The sequence below is a fragment of the Hymenobacter piscis genome (assembly GCF_018760735.1).
Classification (GTDB): domain Bacteria; phylum Bacteroidota; class Bacteroidia; order Cytophagales; family Hymenobacteraceae; genus Hymenobacter; species Hymenobacter piscis.
Map to the genome: position 1 here is coordinate 81,952 of NZ_JAHHZN010000013.1, position 22,099 is coordinate 104,050.

The 22,099-nt window shown below is 64.0% G+C and carries 20 protein-coding genes and 1 tRNA gene; 14 read left to right on the top strand and 7 right to left on the bottom strand.

Annotated features, from left to right (window positions below; genetic code table 11):
• Window positions 1-94: 94 nt before the first annotated feature.
• Together KLP40_RS14190 and KLP40_RS14195 are read right to left on the bottom strand one after the other, a co-directional pair.
• A complete protein-coding gene (locus KLP40_RS14190; protein ID WP_215594489.1) occupies window positions 95-502 on the bottom strand; it encodes a hypothetical protein in 408 nt (135 codons plus the stop codon).
• A 129-nt stretch (window positions 503-631) separates the two neighbouring features.
• Entirely contained in the window at window positions 632-1,231 is a 600-nt protein-coding gene (locus KLP40_RS14195; RefSeq protein ID WP_215594490.1) for a helix-turn-helix transcriptional regulator, read from the bottom strand.
• A 276-nt stretch (window positions 1,232-1,507) separates the two neighbouring features.
• Here KLP40_RS14195 and KLP40_RS14200 point away from each other — a divergent pair, with 276 nt between their 5' ends.
• Window positions 1,508-2,653, top strand: coding sequence for a DNA cytosine methyltransferase (locus tag KLP40_RS14200; protein WP_215594491.1), 1,146 nt, complete (start codon window positions 1,508-1,510; stop codon window positions 2,651-2,653).
• A 13-nt stretch (window positions 2,654-2,666) separates the two neighbouring features.
• Window positions 2,667-3,293, top strand: a complete 627-nt coding sequence (locus tag KLP40_RS14205; RefSeq protein WP_215594492.1) for an Eco29kI family restriction endonuclease — start codon at window positions 2,667-2,669, stop codon at window positions 3,291-3,293.
• Between the two features lie 21 nt (window positions 3,294-3,314).
• Here KLP40_RS14205 and KLP40_RS14210 read toward each other — a convergent pair whose 3' ends face one another.
• On the bottom strand, window positions 3,315-4,691 hold the full coding sequence (locus KLP40_RS14210) for a D-alanyl-D-alanine carboxypeptidase/D-alanyl-D-alanine-endopeptidase (protein ID WP_215594493.1): 1,377 nt from the start codon (window positions 4,689-4,691) through the stop codon (window positions 3,315-3,317).
• Window positions 4,692-4,923: 232 nt separating this feature from the next.
• On the opposite strand from KLP40_RS14210, the gene KLP40_RS14215 reads away from it, so the two are divergent.
• From KLP40_RS14215 to KLP40_RS14225, 3 genes are all read left to right on the top strand, one after another.
• Window positions 4,924-5,808, top strand: a complete 885-nt coding sequence (locus KLP40_RS14215; RefSeq protein WP_215594494.1) for a T9SS type A sorting domain-containing protein — start codon at window positions 4,924-4,926, stop codon at window positions 5,806-5,808.
• Between the two features lie 111 nt (window positions 5,809-5,919).
• Window positions 5,920-6,480, top strand: coding sequence for a hypothetical protein (locus tag KLP40_RS14220; protein WP_215594495.1), 561 nt, complete (start codon window positions 5,920-5,922; stop codon window positions 6,478-6,480).
• A 98-nt stretch (window positions 6,481-6,578) separates the two neighbouring features.
• Window positions 6,579-8,915 carry a GAF domain-containing protein gene (locus tag KLP40_RS14225; RefSeq protein ID WP_215594496.1) on the top strand — a complete coding sequence of 779 codons (2,337 nt, stop codon included), beginning with the start codon at window positions 6,579-6,581 and terminating at the stop codon, window positions 8,913-8,915.
• A gap of 154 nt (window positions 8,916-9,069) precedes the next feature.
• On the opposite strand, the gene KLP40_RS14230 is transcribed toward KLP40_RS14225, so the two are convergent.
• From KLP40_RS14230 to KLP40_RS14240, 3 genes are all read right to left on the bottom strand, one after another.
• Window positions 9,070-9,744 carry a phosphatase PAP2 family protein gene (locus KLP40_RS14230; RefSeq protein WP_215594497.1) on the bottom strand — a complete coding sequence of 225 codons (675 nt, stop codon included), beginning with the start codon at window positions 9,742-9,744 and terminating at the stop codon, window positions 9,070-9,072.
• A gap of 244 nt (window positions 9,745-9,988) precedes the next feature.
• Window positions 9,989-10,070: transfer RNA gene (locus tag KLP40_RS14235), tRNA-Leu, on the bottom strand.
• A gap of 132 nt (window positions 10,071-10,202) precedes the next feature.
• Window positions 10,203-10,919, bottom strand: a complete 717-nt coding sequence (locus tag KLP40_RS14240; protein ID WP_215594498.1) for a phosphatase PAP2 family protein — start codon at window positions 10,917-10,919, stop codon at window positions 10,203-10,205.
• An 86-nt stretch (window positions 10,920-11,005) separates the two neighbouring features.
• Between KLP40_RS14240 and KLP40_RS14245 the strand changes: the two genes are divergently transcribed.
• Complete coding sequence (locus KLP40_RS14245) at window positions 11,006-11,674, top strand: class I SAM-dependent methyltransferase (RefSeq protein WP_215594499.1); 669 nt, start codon at window positions 11,006-11,008, stop codon at window positions 11,672-11,674.
• 68 nt (window positions 11,675-11,742) lie between these two features.
• Window positions 11,743-13,587, top strand: coding sequence for a M61 family metallopeptidase (locus KLP40_RS14250; protein WP_246558868.1), 1,845 nt, complete (start codon window positions 11,743-11,745; stop codon window positions 13,585-13,587).
• A gap of 13 nt (window positions 13,588-13,600) precedes the next feature.
• Here the strand turns inward: KLP40_RS14250 and KLP40_RS14255 are convergent, their stop codons facing one another.
• Window positions 13,601-14,758, bottom strand: coding sequence for a glucose-1-phosphate adenylyltransferase family protein (locus KLP40_RS14255; RefSeq protein WP_215594500.1), 1,158 nt, complete (start codon window positions 14,756-14,758; stop codon window positions 13,601-13,603).
• 189 nt (window positions 14,759-14,947) lie between these two features.
• On the opposite strand from KLP40_RS14255, the gene KLP40_RS14260 reads away from it, so the two are divergent.
• The 7 genes from KLP40_RS14260 to KLP40_RS14290 all read left to right on the top strand — a co-directional run bounded on the left by KLP40_RS14260 (window position 14,948) and on the right by KLP40_RS14290 (window position 22,030).
• On the top strand, window positions 14,948-15,514 hold the full coding sequence (locus KLP40_RS14260) for a hypothetical protein (protein ID WP_215594501.1): 567 nt from the start codon (window positions 14,948-14,950) through the stop codon (window positions 15,512-15,514).
• Between the two features lie 114 nt (window positions 15,515-15,628).
• Window positions 15,629-16,642: an MBL fold metallo-hydrolase gene (locus KLP40_RS14265; protein WP_215594502.1), complete on the top strand. Its 1,014-nt coding sequence runs from the start codon at window positions 15,629-15,631 to the stop codon at window positions 16,640-16,642.
• A gap of 166 nt (window positions 16,643-16,808) precedes the next feature.
• On the top strand, window positions 16,809-18,290 hold the full coding sequence (locus KLP40_RS14270) for a sodium:solute symporter (RefSeq protein WP_215594503.1): 1,482 nt from the start codon (window positions 16,809-16,811) through the stop codon (window positions 18,288-18,290).
• A 120-nt stretch (window positions 18,291-18,410) separates the two neighbouring features.
• Entirely contained in the window at window positions 18,411-18,890 is a 480-nt protein-coding gene (locus KLP40_RS14275) for an energy transducer TonB (RefSeq protein WP_215594504.1), read from the top strand.
• 111 nt (window positions 18,891-19,001) lie between these two features.
• The gene (locus tag KLP40_RS14280; protein ID WP_246558870.1) at window positions 19,002-20,831 is read left to right on the top strand and encodes an ABC transporter ATP-binding protein; all 1,830 of its coding nucleotides are present in this window, start codon (window positions 19,002-19,004) and stop codon (window positions 20,829-20,831) included.
• A gap of 99 nt (window positions 20,832-20,930) precedes the next feature.
• Window positions 20,931-21,497: a hypothetical protein gene (locus KLP40_RS14285; RefSeq protein WP_215594505.1), complete on the top strand. Its 567-nt coding sequence runs from the start codon at window positions 20,931-20,933 to the stop codon at window positions 21,495-21,497.
• Window positions 21,497-22,030 carry a hypothetical protein gene (locus KLP40_RS14290; protein WP_215594506.1) on the top strand — a complete coding sequence of 178 codons (534 nt, stop codon included), beginning with the start codon at window positions 21,497-21,499 and terminating at the stop codon, window positions 22,028-22,030. The genes KLP40_RS14285 and KLP40_RS14290 overlap by 1 nt, the downstream gene beginning before the upstream one ends.
• The last annotated feature ends 69 nt before the right edge of the window (window positions 22,031-22,099 follow it).

The following is a 22,099-nucleotide window of genomic DNA, read 5'->3' on the forward strand; positions in this document are numbered from 1 at the left end:
GAGCTTAGAAAGGTGTTCGTATTTCTCGCTTTGGCAAAACGCCCCCGACCAAACCGGCCGGGGGCGTTCTGTTGATAGGCCGCGTGGGGGGCGCTTAGGCGGGCAGCGCGTCGTGGCGGGCCTGCACGGCCGCAATGGCGCCGGTGAGCAGGGCCACCTGGGCGTCAATCTGGTCGGCGTCTACGTCGGCGAGGAAGGCGGCGGCCCCGCCGCTGCCGGCGCTGCGGTTTTGCAGCTTGGCTTTCTGGTAATTGGCCGTCAGGAGCTGGTTCTGGTAGCGCTGGCGGTCCGTAGCCGAGAGGTCGGGGCGGGCCAGCTGGTCGGTAAGATAATTGACCTGGTTGGTGGCGGAGGCCAGGCGGGTGGCCACCGAAGCTTCGGTGCGGCCTTCGCGGCGTTCCTGGAAGGCCAGGTTCTGGTCGCGGTTCTGGTAGCCGTCGAGTTCGGCTTCCAGACTGGCCTTGGCCGTCAGGCACTGCGCCCGGTTTTGGAGGGTGTTCACATCGTACGCCATAAGTAACGGAAAACTGATAAAGGGTTAGAAAAACATGACACGCCAAAACTAGCAGTATAAGGCAGTTACGCAACTGGGGCCCCTGTTTTTTTCGGGCGGTGCCCCCGGCCCGGGCCCCTACCCGGCCAGCAGCCCGGCGAGGGCCGCCGCTTCGGCTTCGAGGGCTTCGGCGCGCAGGCGCAGCAGGTGGTAGCGGGCGCTCAGGTCGGGCGGGAGCCGGGTGGGGCGGGCCGCGAGCCAGCGGTGGCGGTGCCAGGTCAGCCACGCGGGCCAGTCGGTGGCCGGGTCGGGCTCGGTGGCGGGGTCGGGCGGCAGGGCGGCCCGCAGCCCCGGCAGGGCGGCCGCCCAGCGGGCGGCGGCGGTGGCCTGCTGTTGCAGGGGTGCCAGCTGGCGGCGCAGCTGGCGGGCCCGGTGCCGGCACTCGTCGAGGCGGGCTTCGAGCGGGGCGGCTTCGGGCGGGGCCAGGGCCGGCACTTCGGGCGGGGCAGAGGCCGGGCGCAGCAAACCGGGCGCCGGGGCGGCTTCAGATGCAGCGGGCAGCAGGGCTACCAGCGGGGCTAAAGCTTGTTCAACAGCCATGTTTGGCAGCCGTTCCCCCGAGGCCAGCCGACTTAGCTGGGTGGGGTCGATGTGCAGGTATTGAGCCAGCTGGTAGTTTTTCAGCCCCAGATAGGCACATAAGTCAGCCAACCAGGAGGCAGCAGGGGGACGTGCCATACTTTGTCAAGAACACAGCTTTAAAAGTATAAATTCTTGACAAAGAACGGCAAGAATTTTATATAAACAGTTTTTATTCTTGACAGAACTCTTGGCTATGGTTATCCGAGCATCAGTTTATTGTATCCAAGGCACTGGAGTATGGCTTTGGTGCAGTGCGAGTTGAAGAAAAAGAACGAGAACTGACTGATAAATATGTTAGCATAATCAGGCAGGGGGAAGAAGAGAAAGTACATAGGTGTATACCTTTGACTTAGACAAACATTGCCACACTCAATGAAAGCATTAGAATTGTTCGCCGGAGGTGGCGGTTTAGCCATGGCTCTCAGCCAGACTGGTTTTGAAACGGCGCATGTTGTAGAGTGGGACCGTTGGGCATGTGATACACTATCGCGCAATAAGGCCTTACTGAAATGCCGGCACCAAGGACCAATCCAACCAACCGACATTCGGTCAATAAATTTTCATGGGTTTGAGGGGAAGGTAGATATTGTAACGGGCGGTCCCCCTTGCCAACCGTTCTCTCTTGGCGGTAAACATCAGGCCTACGATGACCGTCGCGACATGTTTCCACAGGCCATACGCGCCCTGCGCGAGACCAAACCAAAAGCATTCATGTTTGAGAATGTTAAGGGTTTGACACGGGCATCCTTCCAATTCTACCTCGAGTATATCCAGCTACAGCTGGCGTACCCAGCTATTGAGAAGCGGGATAATGAAGATTGGACAGACCATCGCCGACGCTTAGAGCAGCATCACACTGCCAACCATGAAACGGATTTGGAGTATCGTGTTATTCCTCGATTAGTGAACGCCGCCGATTATGGTGTGCCTCAGCGACGGGAGCGTTTGATTATTGTAGGGATTCGGGCTGATTTAAATCTGGAGTGGCATTTTCCTGTGGCGACGCATAGTATAGAAGCCTTGGTGAATGACCAATGGAATGGCACCTATTGGGAACGTCATGGCATTAACCCACGCACTCAACTACTTGAGATGCCCTTCGTGCGTGCTGCGCTGAAACGACCTGAGCTTATCCCACTACAACCCTGGAAAACCACGCGCGATGCCATCTGCGATTTACAGCAAGTCGCATTTTCTACGCTGCCGAATCATGAGTACCGAGCAGGAGCAAAATCCTATCCCGGTCATACCGGCAGTGATTTGGATTTACCCTCTAAGACACTCAAAGCAGGGGTTCATGGGGTACCAGGCGGCGAAAATATGTTCGTCAAGGACGATGGAACCGTCCGTTACTTCACAGCACGTGAGGCGGCCCGCATTCAATCTTTCCCCGATAACTATGTATTTGAAGGCGCATGGTCAGAGGCTATGCGACAAATTGGTAATGCAGTTCCCGTAGATCTTGCTGCGGTCGTTACCCGACAGCTCTTCCATGATCTTTCATCCGTCACTGTTTAACCTGCTTTTCCCTGTGTATAACCCACTTGACATTAAAAATCTTGGCAAAAGTATTACGGAGGCTTTGTTAGAACAGCCTATCCATCGGTTGAGTGAGTTGAATTCATTCACCGGAGCTGGTGTGTATGTAATCTACTACAATGGTACACATCCGCTCTACACCCGCGAAGCAGCTGGTTTGCCAGAAGATGCGGCGAAAGTGCCGATTTATGTAGGCAAAGCGGTAGCCAAAGGAGCCCGTAAAGGGGTAATCAATGTTACTGGTACCGAAAGCCGGGCTCTTTATGACCGCTTAACAGAGCACCTGGAATCTATCGAAGCAGGCGGTGACCTTGACCCATCGGATTTCACCTGCCGTTATCTGGCCGTAGACGCTATCTGGATTCCATTGGGCGAGTCCTTACTGATCAATATGTTTCATCCTATTTGGAATGTCACGATTGATGGATTCGGCAACCACGACCCTGGTAGCGGGCGCTACAAATCCAAAAAATCGAAGTGGGACATTATTCACCCAGGGCGAGAGTGGGCCAAAAAACTAACCGGAGTTGTGCTGAGCCGGGAAGAAACCATCGCCCGGATATCAGAGGTGAAGCAGGCCAGCCCCCGCAGGAAAAAAAAGCCGAAGGGCGATAACTAACTGCGCTACACCGGCAGCCGCTCACAGCCGCTCCCGCACCAGCGTGAGCACGCGCTCCATTTCGCGGCGGATTTCGCCGGTGGGCACCACGTAGCCGTTGTTGAAGAAGCTGAAGGCCACCAGCCGGCCCGAGCGGGTGCGCAGGTAGCCGGCCAGGTTGTGGGTGTTGGTGAGGGTGCCGGTTTTGCCCCAGAGCCAGGGGCCGGATTTGCCGCCCGGATAGGCCCGGCGCAACGTGCCCTGTCCGCCCCCGGCCGCCAGCAGACTCAGCAGCCGGGCCTCCGGAATCTGCTGGTGCAGCAGCAGCAGCACGGCCGTGAGGCTGCGGGGTGTGAGCAGGTTGAGGCGCGAGAGGCCCGAGCCATCCACCCACTGCGGGGCATCGGGCAGGGTACGCAGGTGGCGGGCCTGCATCAGCCGGATGGCGCGGGCCGAACTCAGCGAGTCGGGGCCCAGAGCCGAGGAACACATAAGCAGCAACTGCTCGGCCAGGAAATTATCACTCACCCGAATCATGCGGCGGTAGAGCGAATCGACGGGCAGGCCGCGCAGGGTGCGCACCGAGTCCTGGGCCCGCAGGCGCAGCGGGGCGGGCAGCACCGGGCGGCGCAGCGTATCCTGGAGCAGCTGGAGCAGCAGGCCGGGGCTGGTCCGGAAGGGCACCTCATCCACCCAGCGGCGGGCGGCCGCAAACACCAGAAACCGGTTTTCCTCGGGCAGGCGGCGTACGTGGTCCTGGGCCGGGTTGGGCAGCGCGGGCGGGGCGGGGGCGGTCAGGGGCCGGAAGAAGGCCGGCAGCACCCGCGGGGCCTGCGGGGCGGGGCGGCCGTAGAAGCGCACCGTGTTGCCGTAGATGGGCAAGGGGCCGCGCTCGGGCTGGAAGTAGTAGCCGTAATCGTCCCAGCTCCAGCCGGGGCCGAAGGCGGGCGGGGCAGGCACGGCGGCGTAGAACAGCTGTTCGGGTCGGGCTTTCAGGAACTCGAAGGCCCGGCGCGAAGGCACGTCGCCGTGGAGCAGGGTCGGGTCGCCGGTGCCCCAGAACAGGAGCGTGTCGGGGCGCAGCACGTAGCGGAGGCTGGGCAGCGAATCGGGCAGCAGCTTCAGGCCGGCGTAGAGGCTCAGCAGCTTCAGGGTGCTGGCCGGCGTGAAGTAGCGTTCCTCGTTGAGCCCGAACAGCTGCTGGCCCGTGGCCACGTCCACCAGGCTCACGCCCACCTGGTGGTGGCGCAGCACCGCCGATTCGCGCAGCTGCTCCGTGAGCCAGGCGGGGTTGGGCGCCGGGCGCGGCGGCCCGGCAGCGGGGGAGGCCGGCTGGGCGGCCAGCGCCAGGGGGAGCAGGCACGGCAGCAGGCACGGCAGCAGCAGAACGAGGCGGCGAATCAGGTTAAGAAGCAACATACTGCCCGCAAGTTGGGCAATAGCAGGCGAAACCGGACATTTATTTCGGCGACGGACTGCCGGTGCCGGCGCCTGGCAACCGACCGGTACATCAGGCCAGTGGTATATAGCAGGGCGCTTTTTCACGTCGTTTTCCCGGTTTTTTTTCCTGGCCGGGTTAAACCCGACGGCGCAATGGGCTTCTATGCCTCCGGAAACCGGCCGGATGCGCCGCCTTATTCAGCCCCTTGTGATGAAAGCACTTCTTTTCTCGGCCCTGCTCGCGGGCGGCCTGCTCCTGTCGGACACCCCGGCCACCTTCGCCCAGACTGCCCCCGGCCCGGCAACGGCCGATGCCCGCCCGGCCCACCGCGAGGCCCGGGCCTACGTGCAACAGCACGTGCTGCCCGCCGTGCGGGAGCAGCGCCGCCAGCTTGAAAGCCGGCTCACCTCCGCCGACCGGGCCCAGCTGGCCATTTACCGCACCCAGCTGCGCGAAGTCCGGGAAAAAGCCCACGCCCTGCGTCAGGCGGGGCGGCCGGCGGCCAGCACTGCCGCCACGCCCGGTGCCCGCCCCGCCCTCTCCGAGGCCCAGCAGCAGCAGCTTCAGCAGCTGCGCACCGAAACCAAGAGCATCCTGGCCAACGTGCAGGCGCTGGCCCAGAAGTACACCCCCGACATCAACCGCCTGACCCAGGCCCTCAAGCCCCGGCAGGAGAAGTGGGCCACCGACCTGCGCGCCATTGGCGCCAAGGGCCAGGCGGAAACCGCCGCCCGCCCGGGCCGGCACCACCGGCGCGGCGGGCCCCTGGAGCGCCTGCTGCGCCCCGCGGCCTTCCTGCTCCTCGACCCCAATGCCCCGGCACCGGCCCCGAAAGCCCGGGCCGGCAGCCAGGTGTATCCCAACCCCGCCAGCGCCACCACCCAGCTCGCCTACGAGGTAACCAAGGCCGGGGCCGTAACGGTGGAACTGCTCGACGGCCGGGGCAACACCCTGCGCACCGTGGCCCGGGACGACCGGCAGGATAAGGGCCCGCACACCCTGGCCGTGGACGTGGCCGATTTGCCCGCGGGCATTTACTTTTTCAAAATCACGACCCGCGCCGGCGTTGAAACGCGCCGGTTTGTAAAAGAATAATCCCGGTCGGCCCACTAACGGGGCCGGTTCGGACGTTCCGGAAGCGGACCCGTTGGCGCGGGTCCGCTTTTTTGTGGGCGGCCCGCCCGCCCCCTGCTATCTTTACGCCCTATGCTGCGCACGTTTTCTACCTGGTTCTGCCTTCTTCTGACTTCGGCCCTGCTGGCGGCCTGCTGCGGCTCCACGGCCTGCGAGTGCAACGACACCTACGCCGACGCCATCGGATTCAACTTCAGCCCTGATACTACGGGCACGGCGCCGGCCGGCTTCCAAGTGGCCGAAATTGATACCGTCTTCCTGATCCGGGTGCCGCTCGATACGGCCCAGCGCCCCCGGGCCGACACCGTGCAGATTGTACGCGCCAAGGCCCGCGTGTTCACCCAGCCCGTTATCCTCAACAACACCACGCCCTTCACCCAGGCCGGCAACCGCAAGCTCGACCAGTACCGCTACCAGCTCTACCTGGCCAAAACCCGCACGGCCAAACAACATACCTTCGACTACTACCTTGATAAGGTGGAGCTGACCACCGTGTACCGGGCCGATGGCTGCTGCACCTGCTTCGACAACATCAACAAAGTGGTGTACGTGAACGGCAGCCTCGCCCCCACCAACCTCACCGACGTTGACCGGCGCAACCAGCTCGGCCTCCTGGACGTGCGGCGGCGGTAAGCACAACCGTAAACACGTCCGGCGGGGCCGCGGCGCCGTATAGCTTCCTACTTGCGCGGCCGGTTTCGGCCGGTACCGCGCCCAGATTGTTTGCCGCTATGTTGAAAGAAGCTACTCCCACCGTTTCGCCCACGTTTCCCTTCCGCACCACGCTCAGCCTGGAGCCCCTGATTGCGTACTGGAAAGCCGGCGAAGAATCCCAGAATCAGGGCATTGCCCTGCTCTCCCGCTCGGTGGGCGCCCAGGTGGCCGCTGCCGACTGGGCCCGCGGCCCCATCACCGACCTGCAGCTGCTCGAGTGCAACTGCGACCTGGTGGAAACGCTCATGCTGGCCGTATTCCCGCCCGCCTCCTTCCCCACCGATATTGTGGGGGCGGTGGCGCCGTTTCAGCGCCACAGCTTCTACCACACGCCGCGTTTTGCCGAGGTGCTGCTCAACAACGCCCACATCATCAAGCAGCCGCTCAACATCACGATGCCGCAGCTGGAGATGTACATGACCCGCATGGCCTACCAGCTGATTCTGGAAAAGGTGTACGGGGTGCAGCTCCCGCTGCAGGGCAGCATCATTTTCACCGTGCCCGATTACAGCATCGGCCTTTACCGCCATTACAGCGTCGATTTCAACTCCACGTTTCTGGAAGTGAAGGTGGTGGGCGAAAAGCCCGAGCTCAGCCCCGAGCAGCTCGACTTCCTGAGCCGCAACCCCCAGCGCACCGATTTGTGGCTGGCCCAGCTCCCGCCCGAGCACTTCGTGCTCGAGGGCTTCAACATCCTGCACCTGGTGGACGTGACGGAGCAGGAAATCCTGTCGGAGCTGAAATACGACCTGCTGGAGCGCGACGTGCTGCAGGCCTCCGACCGCCTGGAGCAGATTCAGGAAAAGCTGCGGGTGCTCTTCGGCAAGCCCTTTCTGCAGCTCGGCATTGCCGCCTACGACGAGAAGAAGCGCGCTTTCGTGGATTTCGGCCGCAAAATCAACCACAGCTTCCTCACCAAGCAGCTCCATAACCCCGACGCCAGCTCCGGCTTCCGCCAGATTTACGGCCGCCTCTGGGCCGACCGCCGCCCCCTGGTGCTCGAAGACGTGGAGCAGGCCGACATCCCGGAAGATCTGCGCGAGCAGATCCTGAGCCTGGGCATCCGCTCGGCCATCCTGGCCCTGCTGCCCTACGGCGACGACACGGTGGGTTTGCTGGAGCTGGGTTCGCCCAACGTGGGGGAGCTCAACGAGTTCAGCCTCGAGAACGTAAACCAGTTCCTGCCCCTGTTCGCGGTGGCCGTGAAACGCAACGCCGAGGACATCGAAACCCGGGTGCAGGCCATTGTGAAGGAGAAGTTCACGGCCATTCACCCCACCATGGAGTGGCGCTTCACCGATGCCGCCCAGAACCTGCTCCAGAAGCTGGAAGACGGCAACCGCCAGGCCGAAATGGAGGACATCGTCTTCCACGACGTGTACCCGCTGCACGGCTCGAGCGACATCCGGGGCAGTAGCACGGCCCGTAACGAGGCCATCCAGGGCGACCTGATTGAGCACCTCACCCTGGCTGGCAAGGTGCTCAAGAAGGCCTCCGAGTTTCAGCAGCTGCCCATCCTCGACGAGCTCAAGTTCTACGTGAGCAAGAACCTGCGCCGCCTGCGCCAGGGCATCGTGAGCGGCGACGAGGTGAACATCTTCGAGTCCTTGCGCACCGAGATGGAGCCGCTGTTTGAGTACCTGGGCCAGAATACGGAGGAGCTGCGGCCCGTCATTGCCCAGTACTGGTCCCAGATTGACTCCGAGCTGGGCATCCTCTACAAGCGCCGCCGGGCCTTCGAGGAAAGCACCACCCTGCTCAACGACGCCGTGGCCAACTACCTCGACGAGGAGGACGCCAAGGCCCAGGCCATGTTCCCGCACTACTTCCAGCGCTTCAAAACCGACGGCGTGGAGCACAACATCTACGTGGGCGCGGCCCTGGTCGAGGACAAGCCCTTCGACCTGGTGTTTCTCAAGAACCTGCGCCTCTGGCAGCTGCTCACGATGGTGGAAATCACGCGCCGCACGGCCGCCCTCAAGGCTACGCTGCCCGTGCCCCTGGAAACCACCCAGCTCATCCTTATCCACAGCCAGCCCCTGAGCATCCGCTTCCGGCAGGATGAGCGCCAGTTCGACGTGGACGGGGCCTACAACATCCGCTACGAAATCATCAAGAAGCGCATCGACAAGGCCACCATCCTGGGCACCGGCGAGCGGCTCACCCAGCCCGGCTACCTGGCCCTGGTGTACTCCCAGCAGCGCGAGGCCGACGAGTACCTCGAATACCTCGACTACCTCCAGGACCGCGGCCTGCTCGAACCCGAAATCGAGGAACTCGAGCTCGAAGAGCTCCAGGGCGCCAAAGGCCTCCTGGCCCTGCGGGTGAAGGTGAAGCTGGAGGTGATGAAGTGATGGGGTGAGGAAGTGATGAGGTGATAAAAGAACTGTCATCCTGAGCGGAGCGAAGGACCTTATCCCGTCGGAACAGCCGTGTCAACGACTCGTTGTAACGTGATAAGATTCTTCGCTCCGCTCAGGATGACAGTTCTTTTATCCCCTCACCTCATCACTTCCTCACCCCATCACCCCTAAAGCCCAGCTGAAACACTCCCCGCAGCAGAATCAGCCAGAACAGCGCCCCGGCGAAACCGGCTACCACGTCGGTGGCGTAGTGCACGTGCAGATAGACGCGGGAGAGGCCAATGAGCAGGGCGAACAGCAGCAGCAGCGCCGCCCAGACAGGATGACGGCGGTGGCGCCACAGAATCCAGGCCAGGCAGCCGTAGAGGGCCAGCCCGATCATGGCGTGGCCGCTGGGGAAGCTCAGGCCGGGCTGGAAAAACAGAGCCGAATCGGGCCGCAGGCGGTGGAAGTGGGTTTTGAGCAACTGGTTGAGCAGGGCCGCGCCCGCCACGGCCCCAAACACCTCCAGGGCCTCGTGGCGGTGCCCCCGGCGGCGCAGCAGCACCGGAATACCAACACCAGCCGCCACCAGCCATGGCAGGGAGGCAAAAAACGTGAGCCCCCGCACCACCGGCGTCAGCTGGGGCCAGGCGGCCCGCAGCCTGTCCAGCTGCCCGAATGCCCAGGTATCAAACTGCACCGAATGGGCCACGAACACCACCCGCGTGAGGTAGAAGAACAGGGCCGCCGAAGCCAGGAACACGCCGCCCACCACCGCTGCTTCCAGCGTCAGCCAGCTCAGCGCTGCCACTACCCGGGCCGTTACTCGTTTGATCACAGATTTTTGCGGATTATTGCGCTGCTTACGCAGATGCCGTTCCGCCAGTTCAATCCGCAGCAGCCCCCGGTACCACAAGGGCGTTACAGCCCGTCCGGTTTCATGTTCCGAATGCGCAGAACCACATCTGCCAGCAAGCAGTGAAAATCCGTTTTGAGCACAGAACAGTAGGCCCCACGTCTGCGCAATCCGCGCAACAATCTGTAAACGAAAAAAGCCGACCCATTTCTGGGTCGGCTTTCGGTGCGCTCGGGGAGACTCGAACTCCCACACCTTGCGGAACTGCCGCCTGAAGACAGCGCGTCTACCAATTTCGCCACAAGCGCAGCACTTTTTTTACCGGCCGGCCTCCGGGGGAGTGCCTTTCGATGCTGCAAAGATAGGGGGCTTTTTTGCAGTGCCGCAAATTTCCACGCAAAAAAATCAGGAAATTTTTGCCTGAAAAATTCGTTTCCGAGCTATATAGACTGTTTTTCAGTTGTTTGCAGTTGCTTTTTAAACCGTTTTTTTGCCGCAATTTCCAGGCGTTGCAGCAGCGGAATGGCTACCACCAGCCAGGCCAGCCCCGCCGTGAAGCCGGCCAGCACGTCGGTGGCGTAATGCACCCGCAGGTACACCCGGGTAAGGCCGATGAGCAGAATCAACCCTGCCAGGGCGGCCACCAGGAGGTAGCGCAGGGCCGGGCGGCGCACGTTGGTCCAGGCCAGGTAGATGAGCAGCCCGTAGAACGAAGCCGAAATCATGGCGTGGCCGCTGGGAAAGCTCAGGCCCGAGGCCGAGGTGAGCGGCAGCAGCGGCCGGGGGCGGTGGTAAATCTGCTTGAGCACGAGGTTGAGCGTGATGCTGCCCAATGCCACCACCGGCACCAGCAGCGAATACCAGCGGTGCCGCCGCACCAGCAGCAGCCAGCCCGCCAGCCCCACCCCGGCCGCCGTGATGAAGTTGCGCGAGGCCAGGAACGTGACGGCCTCCACCCACTGCTGCCGGGCCGGGCCCAGCAGGTGGCGCACCCAGCGGAAGGCTTCGGCGTCGAAGGTGGCCGCGTCCTGGTCGAACACCTCCCGGCTCAGGGCCAGGAACACTACCACGCCCGCCGTGCCCAGGGCCAGCGTAATGGCAAATTCCGTCAGAAAAAGGGTAAAGCCGGCCAGCAGCCGGCGCAGAGGATTAGTCATACAGGCTACTCATACGGCTCCGTCTGAAAAAGCGTCGGGCGCGCCGTAGCTTGCGCCCCCGCCCCCCCTTCCCTTTCGTCCGTTCTATGCCTGCCCTCCCCGATTTCGGCTTCGACTACGTGGCAGCCTTCTACGACCCGCTGGCCCGGCTGGTGTACGGGCCGGCGCTGCGGCGGGCCCAGCAGGCGGCCCTGGAGGCCGGGCTGCCGAGGCTGCCGGATGGCGCGCCCCGGCTGCTGGTGGTGGGCGGCGGCACGGGCTGGGTGCTGGGCGAAATCCTGCGCCGCCGCCCCGCCGCCCGCCTCGTGTACCTGGAAGCCTCACCCCGGATGCTGGCCCGCAGCCGCGCCTGGCTCACCCGGCACTGGCCCCAGGCGGCCGGGCAGGTGGAATTTCGATTAGGCACCGAGGAAAGCCTGCTTCCCGACGAGCAATTTGCGGGCCTGCTCACCTTCTTCTTCCTCGACCTGTTCGAGCCCGGCCGGCTGCGGCGGATTATCACGCGACTGAGCGCGGCGCGGGCCCCGGGCGGGGCCTGGCTGCTGGCCGATTTCGGACCGCCCCGGCGCTGGTGGCACCGGTTGCTGCTGGCCCTCATGTACGGTTTTTTCGGGCTGACGACCGGCATCCGGGCCCGCTACCGCCCGCCCATCGAGGCCGAGCTGACGCGGCTGGGACTCCACCCCACGCCGGCCGGGCAGTTTTTCGGGGGCATGGTGGAAGCCAGCGTGTGGCGGGCCGCCCCGGAGCGATAGCCCCTAGTTTGGCCGGCGGGTGTTAGGTTAGCGGTCCGAACCCCTTCTTCCCTCCTACTCCCCTTCTTATGCTGATGCGCAAAACCGCCGCCGCCCTGCTCCTGAGTTTGCCGCTGGCTTTGGCCACGCCCGCCCGGGCCCAGGCCCCGGTGCAGTACGAGCTGAGCTTTGCCAACGCCGTGCACCACGAAGCCCGCGTGACCGTGACGTTCCGCGACGTGCCCGCCGGCCCCCTGCAGGTGCGCATGGCCCGCTCCTCGCCCGGCCGCTACGCCCTCCACGAATTCGCCAAGAACGTGTACGACGTGACGGCCACCGACTCGCGGGGCCGCACCCTGAGCGTGGTCAAACCCGACCCCTACGGCTGGACCGTGGCCGGTCACGACGGCACCGTGACCTTTACCTACACCCTGTTCGGCGACCGGACCGACGGCACCTATGCCGGCATCGACGGCCGCCATGCCCACCTGAACATGCCCGCCACCCTGGCCTACGCCCCTGAGCTGGCCGCCCGCCCGGCCCAGGTGAAATTCGGGCTGCTGCCGGACTGGACGGTGGCCAGCCAGCTGCAGCCCGACGCGGCCGGCGCCACCTGGCTGGCCCCCAACCTGCAGTACCTCATGGATTCGCCTACTTCTCTGGGCCAGCAGCAGGTGCGCACCTGGCAGGAGGGCGGCCGCACCATCGAGTTGAAGGTGCTGCACGAGGGCACGCCCGCCGAGCTGGATGCCTACGCCGAGCAGACGAAGAAGATTGTAAAGGAAGCCGCCGCCATTTTCGGGGGGCTGCCGACCTACGATTTCGGCCGCTACACCTTCGTGGCCAACTACCTGCCCCAGACCAGCTCCGATGGCATGGAGCACCGCAACTCCACCAGCCTCACCAGCCGCCGCCCCCTGCGCGGCCCCGGCGCCCTCGACAACCTGGGCACGGTATCCCACGAGTTCTTCCACAGCTGGAACGTGGAGCGCCTGCGCCCCCAGGATTTGGAGCCGTTTGATTTTCAGCGGGCCAACATGAGCAGCAACCTCTGGTTTGCCGAGGGCTTTACCCAGTACTTCGGGGAACTGCTGCTGCGCCGGGCCGGGGTGTACACGGATGCCGAGTACTGTAAGGAAGCCCTGAGCGGCCTGGTGGGCGCTATGCTGCTGTCCCCCGGGGCGGCCCGCTACTCGCCCGTGTACATGAGTCAGCAGGCGCCCTTCGTGGATGCCGCCGCCGCCATCGACCCCAACAACCGCGCGAATACCTATCTGAGCTACTACTACATCGGGGGCGCCAACGCCCTGGCCCTCGACCTGGAGCTGCGCGCCCGGTTTAAAACCGACCTCGATACCTACATGCGCACGCTCTGGCAGCAGTTCGGTCAGCAGCAGAACTATGCCCCCGCCCGCCCCTACACCCTGCCCGATTTGCAGCGGGTGCTGGGCGAAGTAGCCCGCGACACGGCCTTTGCCGGCCAGTTCTTCCGTCAGCACATCACGGGCCATCAGCGGCCCGATTACGGTAAGCTGCTGGCCCCGGCCGGGCTGCTGGTGCGCCCCGCCCACGCCGGGCGGGCCAGCCTGGGCAGCCGCCTGAGCTTCAACCCCGCCGACAGCACCGCCACCCTGGGCACCACCACCGTGGGCTCGCCCCTCTATCTGGCCGGCCTCGACCGCGAAGACGTGCTGCTCAGACTCGATGGCCAGCGCCCCGTCAGCAACGCCGACCTGCAGGAGCGCCTCAGCGCCCACCAGCCCGGTGATGTGGTGGCGCTGGAAATGCGTACCCGCACCGGCGTGCGCACCATCCCCGTCACGCTGGTAGAGGACCCCGCCCTGGAAGTAGTGACCTACGAAGACGCCCAACGCCCCGTCAGCAAAGCCCAGCAGAAATTCCGCGCCGCCTGGCTGGGCAGCAAAGCCCGGTAGCCGGCTACCGGGCTTACTCCCCGGCGGGGTCGCCCAGCACTTTCACTTGCTCACCCCACCACCGATAGTTCTCCGCCAGCTGATAGCCGGCATCTACCACCACCCGACGCAGGTGCACGCCGGCGGCCACGTGCGTATGGCCCAGCAGAATGCACTCTTCCAGCTCGGCTCCGGCCTCTACGGTGACGCCCGGGCCCAGCACGCTGCGGCGGACGGTGCCCGCCACCCGGCAGCCGGGGGCCAGCAGGCTGTCGGATACCGCGCTGCCCGCCTCGAGCCGGGCCGGCAGCCGCGGCAAGGCCAGGGTATAAAGCGGCCAGTCGGGCGCGTCGAGGGTTACGCCGCCGCCGTCGAGCACGTCCATGTGGGCCTGCCAGTACGCCTGCGGAATGCCCACGTCGCGCCAGTAGCTTTCCAGCGGATAGGCGTTGGTGCGCCCCGCTTTCACCAGGGCGGGCAGCAGGTAGTCGCCGAAGTCCTTGAGGTTGGCGTGCTGAGCGGCCAGTTCCGTGAGCGTACGGTCGAGGGTGGCCATGTCGTAGAGGAAAATTTCGGTGGTGATGCTATCCGATAAGGGTCGCTCGGGCTTGTAAGCGAAGCGCTGCACCCGCCCGGCCCGGGTCAGGCGCACGTTGCCGAAACGCGAGGCCGTATCCGAGGGCGGCACCGGGGTGGTGACCATGGTCAGGTGGGCGCGGCGGCGCAGGTGCTCGGCCAGCACGGCCCCGAAATCGAGGGTGTACAGGTGGTCGGCGGAAAGTACCAGCAGCACATCCGGCGCAAACTCCCGGATCAGGGGCAGCTGCCGGTAGAGGGCATCGGCGTTGCCCCCGGCGAAGCCCCCGCCCTCGGGGCCGGTGGTGGGCGGCAGCACCCGCAACCCGCCGTAGGTGCGGTCCAGGTCCCAGGGCCGGCCGCCCCCGAGGTGGTCGTTGAGCGTATGCAGCTCGTAGGATTCCAACACCCACACATCGGTCAGGCCCGAATTGACGCAGTTGGACAGGGCGAAATCGATCAGGCGGTAGGTGCCCGCGAAGGGCAACACCGGCTTGGCGCGGTGGCGGGTCAGGACTCCCATCCGGGAGCCGGCACCGCCGGCCAGCACCAGCACCAGCACTTTCTGACCGAGCAGACGCGTGCCGCGGGACTGGTTGAGAACGGGGGTCTGCATAAGGCGGTAGAGTAAAGCAGGCGAGTAAGGCAGGCAAAGGAGCCCGGCCCGTATACGCGCCTGTTCGGCTCCCGTTCGGCGGCCGGGCAACCCAACGGGCAGAATCCGGTTACGGTAGGTGGCGGCACTACCGGCGCTGCGCCGGCGTTTGTATCTTCGTTGCCCATCTTCCCTTTACTTACCCGCCCTATGCCCCTACGCCTCGCCCTGCTGCCCACCGCCAGTCTGCTGCTGCTGGCCCCCGCCCTGCGCGCCCAGCATGTGGAGCCGCTGGCGCCGCGCCCGGGCCTGCGGCCCTCCTACAGCCTCCAGGCCGGGGCCTCGTTTGCGGGCCGCTACGGTTCCAGCACCTACCTGAGCCCCACCGTTACGCTGCCCCTGACACAGCGTTTCTCCCTGTTCGGGGGCCTCACTTACCTGCGCACCACCCCGGGCGCGGCCTACGCGCCGCTTACTGAAAATAGCCGCTTCAACCAGCCGGGCACCCACCACTACCTGCTCCAGGGCGGCGGGCAGTACGCCCTCTCACCGCGGCTGCTGCTCACCGGCTCGGCCTGGAAGGATTTCACCCCGAAAGGGCTGCCCGGCGTGAATCCCTACGCCGGCTTCGGCGGCAACCTGGGCCAGGGCGTGAACCTGCGGGCCGATTACCACATCACGGAGAATTTTTCAGTTTCGGGCGGCGTGCGCGTCAGCAACGGGGCCACTCCCTACCCCGGCGGCTACTACGGCGGGCCGGGCCTGTGGAGCTACTAACCTCATTTGCCGGTCATCCCATTGTTTGCTCAGGATGACGGGGTTCTACCCGCTATTTTTTTGCGCCGCCGCGGCCTGATTCTGTGCAGTTGAAGCGGCGTTTCAACTTTTCGTATGCCCGCTCCCCACTACGTCCGCAATCCGCAACTGCCCACCATCAAGCCCGACTACCCCGGCAACAAAATGGTGGGCCGGCAATACTGCAACGGCGCAGACCTCTACGAGCCCCGGCTCGGCACCTTGCTCAAGTGGCAGCTGAGCACCAACCCCCAGAAGGAAGAGAAAAAGGCCGATACCTGGACGCCGGAAGTGGTGGACTGCACCGAATTCCTGCGGGGCCAGAACGACGGCCTCGTGTGGCTGGGCCACGCCACGTTTCTGCTACGCATTGAGGCAACCACGCTGCTCTTCGATCCGCTGCTGTTCTCCTCCCTGGGGCTGCGCCGCCGCCACGCCCTGCCCTGCCGCCCCGAAGACCTGACCAATATTGACTTTCTGCTGCTCAGCCACGGCCACCGCGACCACCTCGACGACGCCTCGATCCGGCAGCTGGCCCGCCAGAATCCGGGCCTGCGGGCCTGCGGGCCGTTGGGGCTGGCGGGCCTGCTCAAGGGGCTGGCGCCCCGGCTGCCGGTGCAGGAGGCCGGCTGGTGGCAGCAGTTTGAGCTGGGCGAAAACGCGCCGTTCGAGCTGTTTTTTCTGCCCGCCTCCCACTGGCACCGCCGCGGCCTGTTTGATCTGAACCGGGTGCTCTGGGGCTCCTTCCTGCTGCGCCTGTCCGATGGCCGCACCATCTACTTTGCCGGCGACACGAGCCTGGCGGGCCACTTCGAGGAAATTGAGCGCCAGTTCGGCCCCCTCGACACGGTGCTCATGCCCATCGGGGCCTACAAGCCGGCTTTCATGATGCAGATGAGCCACGTGAACCCCCACGAGGCGGCCAAGGCCGCCAACCAGCTCCGGGCCGGCCACTTCGTGCCCATGCACTACGGCACCTTCGATTTGAGCGATGAGCCCGCGGCCGAGCCCCTGCGCCTCATTGAGGAAATAGCGGCCGGCGGCATGCTCCGCCCCGACCTGCACGTGCCGGCCGTGGGCGAGGTGCTGCCCTGGCAGGAATGGGTTTAAGTGAGCTATTTGCTGACAGCTATTAGCTGTTAGCGTCGTTCGGGCTTCCGGGTTAGAGCGGATGCTCGTAGCTTGCGCCTTCATGTTGCTGTTAGTAAGTGGTCATCGGGTAAGCCCTGCTGGTCAAAACATCAGCTAACAGCTACCAGCTAACAGCTCAACCAAAATGTCCCCCACCCTTGTCCTGAGCCTGATTGCGGGCTACTTCGTGGTCCTGATGATCATTGCCTACCTCACGTCGCGGAAGGCCACGAGCGAGTCGTTCTTCATTGCCAACCGCAACGCGCCCTGGTACATGGTAGCCTTCGCCATGATTGGGACTTCCCTGTCGGGCGTCACGTTCATTTCCATTCCGGGCATGGTGGCCGGGCAGGGCTGGAGCTACATGGCCGTGGTGCTGGGCTATACGGTGGGCTACCTCGTGATTGGCACCGTGCTCATGCCCCTCTACTACCGCCTGCGGCTGGTGAGCATTTATACCTACCTGGAGCAGCGCTTCGGGTTCTGGAGCTACAAGACGGGGGCCTTCTTCTTCCTCATTTCCCGGGCCGTGGGGGCTGCCTTCCGGCTGTTTCTGGTGGCGGGCGTGCTCCAGTTTGCCGTTTTTGATGGGCTGGGCGTACCCTTTGCCGTCACGGTCACGGTCAGCATCTTCCTGATTTACCTCTACACCTTCCGCGGGGGCCTCAAAACCATCCTCTGGACCGATACTTTCCAGACCCTGGCCATGCTCGTGTGCGTGGCCGTGAGCATCTACCTCATGGCCCAGGAGCTGAACCTGGGATTCGCCGGGCTGGTGAAAACGGTGAAGGAAAGCTCCATGTCGCAGATCTACTTCACCGACCCCAAGGACGATAAGTTCTTCTGGAAGCAGTTCGCCTCCGGGGCCTTTATCACGATTGTGATGACCGGCCTCGACCAGGACCTGATGCAGAAGAACCTGAGCTGCCGCAACCTCCAGGACGCGCAGAAGAACATGTTCTGGTTTACCATCGCCATTGTGCTCGTGAACGTGTTCTTCCTTTCGCTGGGCGTGCTGCTCTACCAGTTTGCCGCCGCCAAGGGCATCAGCCTGCCCGTCAACCCCGAAACCGGGGCCGTTATCGGCGACAACGTGTTTCCGCTGCTGGCCACCCACCACTTCAGCCTGTTTGCGGGCATCGTATTCATCCTGGGCATCATCGCCGTCACCTACGCCTCCGCCGATTCGGCCCTGACGGCCCTGACCACCTCGTTTTGCGTGGACATGCTCGACATCAAGCAGTATGAGGAGCAGCGGCAGAAGCAGCTGCGCCAGGCCACGCACTTCGGCTTCAGCATCGTGCTTGTCCTGATCATCCTGGTTTTCCGGGCCATCAACGACCAAAGCGTGATTACTTCCGTCTTTAAGGCCGCCGGCTACACCTACGGCCCGCTGCTGGGACTGTACTCATTTGGCATTTTCACCAGCCGCGGCCTGCACGACAAGCTGGTGCTGCCCCTGTGCCTGCTCGCGCCCCTGCTCACCTGGTTTATCAACGCTAACTCCGAGGCCTGGTGGGGCTACAAGTTCGGGTTCGAGATTCTGATTCTCAACGGTCTGCTTACCTTCCTGGGCCTGCTGGCTATTTCGCGCCCCCGTAACCTGGAATTGAACCCCGTGGCGTAGGCGTTGTTCTTTGCTTGGAACTGAGAGGTGAGATAACGGAATGGTATCATCTTCGTCCATATTCCCCTCTCCCGAGCGTCAGCCAAGCCCCTAAGCGCCCAACCGTCCAAGACCTCCACGATGAAACATCTGTTCTTCCTGTTCCTGCTCGTAACTTTGGGGCTTGCGGAGGGCCGGGCCCAGCAGCCGACCCCGCCCAAAGCCCCGGTGGAGCTCCGGGCGGGCCGGATGCAGGCCCAGGCCCGCCCCGCCCCCAACCGCCCCGACGTGCCGCCCCAGTTTCCGGGCGGCGCCCAGGGTCTCAACCACTTTTTTCAGCAGAACCTCAAGTATCCGGAAGCGGCCAGCGTCAAGCAAATCAGCGGCCACGTGGTGATGACCTTCACGGTGGAAGCCGACGGCCACCTGACCAACCCCTCGGTGGTGCAGCCCCTGAGCCCCGAGTGCGACTCGGAGGCGCTGCGGGTGCTGGGCCAGATGCCGGCCTGGAAACCCGCCACCCGCAAGGGCCAGCCCGTGCCCATCCAGGTGCGGCTGCCCATCCCCTTCGGCAACTCCGAAGGGCTGCAGGTGGAGCAGGGCAACGTAAAATTTGAATAAAGGAGCCCGAAGCCAGGAGCCGCCAGGAGTCAGAAGGCAGGAAATTCCCGTGGAATTCTGCTTTCTGATTCCTCCCTTCTGGCTCCTGGCTCCTAGCTCCTAACCAACAAAATGGCAGCCAGAAGCGGAATGAATACCAGCGGCGCGACCCTTGACCCGGACGTGCCCAAGAAAAAATTAACCAAGGAAAGCTTCCGGCAGGGGCTGCGGATTTTCCGTTTCACGCTGCCCTACCGCGCCAAATTTACCGTGGGCACGGTGCTGCTCACGCTCTCCAGCGCCAGCACCATGGCCTTTCCGTGGCTGATTGGCAAGCTGGCCGACGCCGCCAGCGGCAACCCGGTGGTGCTGCCCAACGGCACGGCCGTTTCCATCAACCAGATTGCCCTGGGCTTTGGGGCGCTGATTCTGCTGCAGGGTCTGTTTTCGTTCGGGCGCATCTGGTTTTTCACGCAGGTAAGCGAGTTTACCGTGCGCGACATCCGGCAGGCGCTCTACCGCAAGTTCGTGACGCTGCCCATTCCCTACTTCGAGAAAAACCGGGTGGGTGCCATCACCTCGCGCATCACCTCCGACGTGGGCATCATCCAGGATTCGTTTTCCCTGACCCTGGCCGAGCTGTTCCGCCAGGTGACGACCCTGCTGGCGGGCATCGTGTTTATCATGATAGTGTCGGTGAAGCTGTCGTTGTTTATGCTGCTCACGTTCCCGCCGATTGTGGTGCTGGCCATGGTGTTCGGCAAGAAGATCCGGGCCCTGGCCAAAACCACCCAGGACGAGCTGGCCAAAACCAACGTCATCGTGGAGGAAACCCTGCAGGGCATCAACACGGTGAAGGCCTTCACCAACGAGCAGTTTGAAACCCAGCGCTACACCACTTCGCTCACCAACACCGTGCGGGCGGCCCTGAAAAGCAACCTCTACCGCGGCGGCTTCGTGTCGTTCGTCATTATCGGCCTGTTCGGGGGCATTGTGCTGGTGCTGTGGCGGGCCGCCACGCTGGTGCAGGCCGGCCAGATGACCATCGGCGACCTGACGCAGTTTGCCCTGTACACCATGTTCATCGGGGCCTCCGTAGCGGGCTTGGGCGAGCTGTACGGCAAGGTGCAAAGCACGCTGGGTGCCTCCGAGCGGATTCTGGAAATCCTGGACGAGCCCACCGAGCCCACCCACCAGCCGGGCGCGCAGCCGGTGCAGCTGCGGGGCAACATTGCCTATGAACACGTGGCCTTCCAGTACCCCACCCGCCCCGACCTGACGGTGCTCCAGGACATTACGTTCTCCATCCGGGCCGGCGAGAAAATTGCGCTGGTAGGCCCCTCGGGCGCCGGCAAAAGCACCATCGTGCAGCTGCTGATGCAGTTCTACGAGCTCGGCGGCGGCCAGATTACCATCGACGGCCGCCCCATCCAGTCGTACGACCTCACGGAGCTGCGCCGCCACATCGGCATCGTGCCCCAGGAAACCATCCTGTTCGGCGGCTCCATCCGGGAGAACATTGCCTACGGCAAAACCGACGCCACCGACGAGGAAATTAAGCAGGCGGCCCGCAAAGCCAACGCCTGGCAGTTTATCAGCTCCTTCCCCGAGGGGCTGGATACGCTGGTGGGCGAGCGGGGCATCAAGCTCTCGGGCGGGCAGCGCCAGCGCATTGCCATTGCCCGCGCCATCCTGAAAAACCCCGCCATCCTGCTCCTCGATGAAGCCACCTCGGCCCTCGATTCGGAAAGTGAGAAGCTGGTGCAGGGGGCCATGGACGAACTGATGCAGAACCGCACCAGCATCATCATCGCCCACCGCCTGAGCACCATCCGCAAAGTGGACAAGATTCTGGTCATCGACGGTGGCCGCATCGTCGAAGAAGGCTCCCACGACGAGCTGAGCGAGCGGGAAGGCGGCCTCTACGCCAACCTCCTGCGCCTGCAGTTTGAGCTGAGCTAGCCCGGTCGTTTTGATTGGAGAAGCAAGGGCGAGGCTATGGCTTCGCCCTTTTTTTGTAGTCATTATGCGTAATTTGAGACGGTATTGTAGCCAACTATCATGACCGTTTCGTCATCAGCTATTCTTATATCGGCCACCCCGCCCACGTTCCGGGAGTACCAGCTGATTCACCAGACCCAGGAGCGGCAGCGGTACCCGCAGCGCACGAATCCGCCGAAACCGGCTGCCTCCGACCCGTGGAAACGCAAGGCCCGACTGTGGCTGGCTTTGCCGGGGGTGGCTGTTGTTTACTGCATCTGGTTTAAACCGGCTGGTGGCATTGGTTATATGCTGATGACGACGGTATTCACGGCGCTAGGTCTGCTCTACCAAGGGCGAGAGTACCGGCGGGCCTTCCGGGAATATCAGCGGCAGCCGCAGCCGCTGGGGTTTCGGGTGTCGGCAGCGGGCCTGGCCGTGCAGTGGCCCCAGGGCTGGCAACGGCTGCCCTGGTCGGAGCTGACCAGTGTAGAACAAGTAAACGACTGGCTGCTGCTCTACCCCGGCCCCGATTTCTGCTACTACCTGGATCTGCGCCGGGTGCCGCCTCCGCATACTACCGCGGAGGTGCTGGCCCTGCTGGACAAATACGAAGTCAGCGGCCCGGCCCCTACCTTCGTTGCCTGATGAAGTCCCGCTCCTACCACCTGCCCGCCGTGCACATGTCGGCCGACGACTACGTGGCCGTGAACTTCCGGCTCTGGCAGGCCCGGCCCCGCACCCGCTTCAACCACTGGCTGCTGGCCGCCGCCGGGCTGCTGCTGGGCGTGAGCGTGGGCCTGGAAGTGTGGGAGTTCGGCCGCCCGCAGACCATTTCCACCCTGGTGTTTCTGGCCGTGGCCGTCCTCTACGGTCTGTTTCGCTTCGCCCTGGCCCGCTACCAGCTGCGCCGCGGCTACGCCCGCCAGACGGCCGTGCAGCAGCCCACTGATTTCACGCTCACTGCCACCGAAATCATCGGGCGGAACGCGCTGGGGCAGTTTTCGGGGCCGTGGAAACGCATCCGGCGGGCCGTGTGGGCGGGCCCCGACTGGCTCCTGCTCTACCCCTCCGAAACGGCCTGCTACTACCTCGACCTGCGCCGCCTCCGGCCCCCGGCCACGCCCGCCGACCTGGCCGCCCTGCTGGAGCACCACCGGATTCCGCAGCAACGGCAGTAAGGAGCCGGGCAGCCGACTGCGCCCCAACCCGCCCCCGTTTGCCGGCCTCGCAAACCTGCGCCGCCGCTG